Source organism: Faecalibacterium prausnitzii (genome assembly GCF_003287405.1).
In the GTDB taxonomy this organism is placed as follows: domain Bacteria; phylum Bacillota; class Clostridia; order Oscillospirales; family Ruminococcaceae; genus Faecalibacterium; species Faecalibacterium intestinale.
Window position 1 is genome coordinate 1 of record NZ_PRLD01000040.1, and the last position, 3421, is coordinate 3421.

Consider the following 3421-nt stretch of genomic DNA (forward strand, 5'->3'; position numbering starts at 1 on the left):
ATATCGACATGGTGCTGAATAAACAGCAGCTTTCTGCACCGGGCGGTAAGATGCCGGAGAAGGAATCGGTGCTGAAACAGCTGGAGCAGCTTCAGCAGAAAAAGTCCAACTACAAAACGATTTCTACCACCCCAAACCGCGAAGAATCGCTCTAAACGATCTTTCTGTCACCGATATGCCGTTGCAATCAGTGGCAGAAGTACATAATTCATTTGTTTTTTGCTGGCTTTTGGTTATTCTCGCTGGCTAGTGAGTAGAGGCGTACTTTTAAGGCAGAAATTTTCTCCAACACCCCCCATTTTAGGCCACTTTTTCTGTTAATAGTAGAAGCGCCTCTTTGAAAGCCGGTCATTTGTGACCTTTTTGTTAATTCTCAAAAAGATGGTTGTCTTTGGGCTGTTTTCGTTGCCTACCTATTGAGAGTTTTTTTTCAAAAGCGGAGATTTGGTCTCAAGAATTACAATTCAATTACAAGTTTCTCACCAATGCTACGAAACAGGCGTTCTTGATGCCTACCAAGTGTAGGGCATCTTTTTCAAGACCATTCTCGGACTATTATGACGTTTTGTTTACAAAATTGCTTGCAATGCTACGAAATGGCCTTTTTCATCGGCTACCAAGTAGAAGGATGTTTTTCGTCCGTCAAAGTCCAGAAATCTTCCATATGTTCCTTGACAAGTGAATAGTTCAATCGTCCGGTACTTCACAAAAGGTACTTCTGTAACTCGCAGCCCGGTCATAACGAAGACGGGGTGGCTGAAATGCCAATGGTGCGGTGCAAGCCCGCCGCCGGACGATTCCCCACTCCTAGGGAAGTCGAGGACCAATATGGGAGACCTTAACTTATTAACGCAGTTGAGCACTTGTTTCGTGCTTTTCTGCGACTGGAGAATTGGAACCCACCAATTCTCGTTACATACTCTTTGTTCCTGATTTCTGCTTCAGCTGGAGGTGATCAACATTTCAGAATATCTTACCACGCAAACTCCGCTGCCGCCGTTTCTCCCATACCCACGCTTCCTTTTGGAACTTGACCTGAGTCAGACTGCAAAAATGACTTATGTGTTGCTACTCGACCGTGCCACGCTCTCGCAGAAAAATCTCTGGATAGATGAACGTGGATTCGTGTTTGTCATTTTTACGATTTGCTCTTTGGCTGAGCAGCTAGGGCGCAGCACTGTCAGTGTTTCCAGTGCGCTTAAGGAATTGGACGCTGCGGGATTGATTGAGCGCAGACGAACGCGGTTTTCTTCGCCCAATCACATCTTTGTGAAAATTCCAAATGTTGAATAGTTCTGCGTTTTTCACGATTCAAGAACCGCCAAAATCACGATTCTGTGATGCAGATTCTTAATAGCATCTGCAAAAGATATTTTTCCTATGCAGTATAGCAGCCTTTAAGACTGTATCGAAGAAAACTTTCACCTAACCAACGTAATAAAACAAAAAGAGAAAAACGAATAGAATCCATCCATTCCTTTCCGTATTTGCACCACATGAATGAGGAGGTCTGCCCTTGAACAAAGAAAAATCTGAGAAGAAGCCCACCACACGCAAACGTGCGCCGAGAAGTCCGAAGTCCGTGCGCCTGATCGTGGAACGCCATTATATCGGCAATGTGCCGATGAATACGCTTTTTCAGCGGCTTGTGGAAGAAGAAATTCGTAAAACTGCCGAATCGTATCTCGCCGCTGGCTAATTGGACGTTTTACTGCGGAAAAGGGCTTGCATCGTCACGCAGCATCCGCTACAATGTGATTGATGAGGTCTCTTTTCCATTATGGAGGTACACATGGAAAAGGACAAAAAAGTAACTGCTTTATACTGCCGACTGTCAAAAGATGACGGTTCAAACAGCGAAAGCCTGAGCATCCGCACTCAAAAGGCGATGCTTATGGAGTATGCCACACGCAACGGTTTCGGGAATTGCCAGTACTATGTTGATGATGGTTACAGCGGTACGAACTCTGACCGCCCTGCCTTTCAGGAACTTCTGGATGATATCCGGGAAGGAAAGGTGGCATCAGTCATTACCAAAGACCAGTCCCGACTTGGACGCAACCACATCGAAACCGGAACGTATATGGAAATCTTCTTTCCTGAACACGGTGTCCGCTATATTGCAATCAACGATGGTTATGATTCCAACGAGCAATCTCAGATGGATATTGCCCCGTTCCGAAACATCATCAATGAAATGTACGCCAAAGACACTTCCCGAAAGATCAAGAGTGCCCTTCGGACACGCAAGAAAAGTGGAAAGTATATCTCCAGCGGCGCACCGTTTGGCTACCAGAAAGACCCTGCCGACCACAATCACCTTGTGATCGACCCGAACACCGCCCCCGTTGTTGAGTATATCTATTCAATGGCAGAGGAAGGGCTGGGGCTTCACCGCATCGCCAAGCGGCTCCACGATGAAAAAGTCTTGAAGCCGTGTTACTACAAGAAAGAGATGTTTGGCCGCTTTATTGATGATGAAAAGATGTATGATTGGGACAGTGCCTATATCAGTCAGGTTCTGCACAGCCCAGTCTACGCCGGACACATCATCTACGAAGCCAAGCCCACCGTGTCCATGAAATCCAAAAAGCGGCGTTATATTCCGTTTGAAGAACGCGCTATCGTTCCGAATACACATGAAGCAATCATCCCACAAGACCGCTGGGAAAACGTGCAGCGAATCCTTTACAGCCGTTCCGGTTGTTTTATGTGTGATAAGACCGACTACGACAATATCTTCAAGGGCATCGTCCGCTGTGCAGACTGCGGCAGAACGATGTTAGTCAAGGTCGAGCACAGGCGCAAACGTAACAGTGTTCTGGATCAGACCTTTTATTGTTGCAGCACTTATCGGAAATATGGTGCGAAAGCCTGTGACTCTCATAATTTGGAAGCCCGTGTTCTGCATGAAGCTGTCTTTGCGGACATTCAGGCACACGCAAAGGCCGCTGTGAGCAATCGGGAAGCCCTTGTGAAGAAGATTGCAAATCAGATGCACCTCCGGGTGTCCTCTGACCGGGCGCAGCACAAACGGGATTTGAAGCAGTGTAAAGCACGAATCGCAGAAATCGAAGACCTGTATGCAAAACTTTATGAGGACGTATCAAAGGGACTTCTCCCGGAGAAACGTTTTCAAATGCTTGCAGATCGCTACGACAAAGAACAGGCTGAACTGACCGAGAAGATTGAGCAGTACGAGCGGGAAGGCCGTGCTGAACACGATCAGCTGGACAAGATTCAGGATTTTATTGATGAAGTTAGCAAGTACGCTGGCATCACCGAACTGAACTATAAGATTCTGCATCAGCTGATTGACAAGATTCTGGTATCCAAAGCGGAAAAGGTCGATGGCGAATACGTCCAGAAAATCCAGATTTTCTACCGCTTTATCGGCCCATTGGATGCCATCGAGTAACAA

The 3421-nt window shown here is 46.5% G+C and carries 3 protein-coding genes; all 3 read left to right on the forward strand.

Annotated elements, in window-relative coordinates; all coding sequences use genetic code 11:
• The first annotated feature begins 1053 nt into the window (after nt 1-1053).
• The 3 genes from C4N24_RS15895 to C4N24_RS14805 all read left to right on the forward strand — a co-directional run bounded on the left by C4N24_RS15895 (nt 1054) and on the right by C4N24_RS14805 (nt 3418).
• Complete coding sequence (locus C4N24_RS15895; RefSeq protein ID WP_005945119.1) at nt 1054-1293, forward strand: replication initiator protein A; 240 nt, start codon at nt 1054-1056, stop codon at nt 1291-1293.
• A gap of 223 nt (nt 1294-1516) precedes the next feature.
• Nucleotides 1517-1699, forward strand: coding sequence for a hypothetical protein (locus C4N24_RS14800; RefSeq protein ID WP_005945116.1), 183 nt, complete (start codon nt 1517-1519; stop codon nt 1697-1699).
• A 93-nt stretch (nt 1700-1792) separates the two neighbouring features.
• Nucleotides 1793-3418 (forward strand): recombinase family protein, encoded by a 1626-nt coding sequence (locus tag C4N24_RS14805; protein WP_242983299.1) that lies wholly within the window; start codon nt 1793-1795, stop codon nt 3416-3418.
• The last annotated feature ends 3 nt before the right edge of the window (nt 3419-3421 follow it).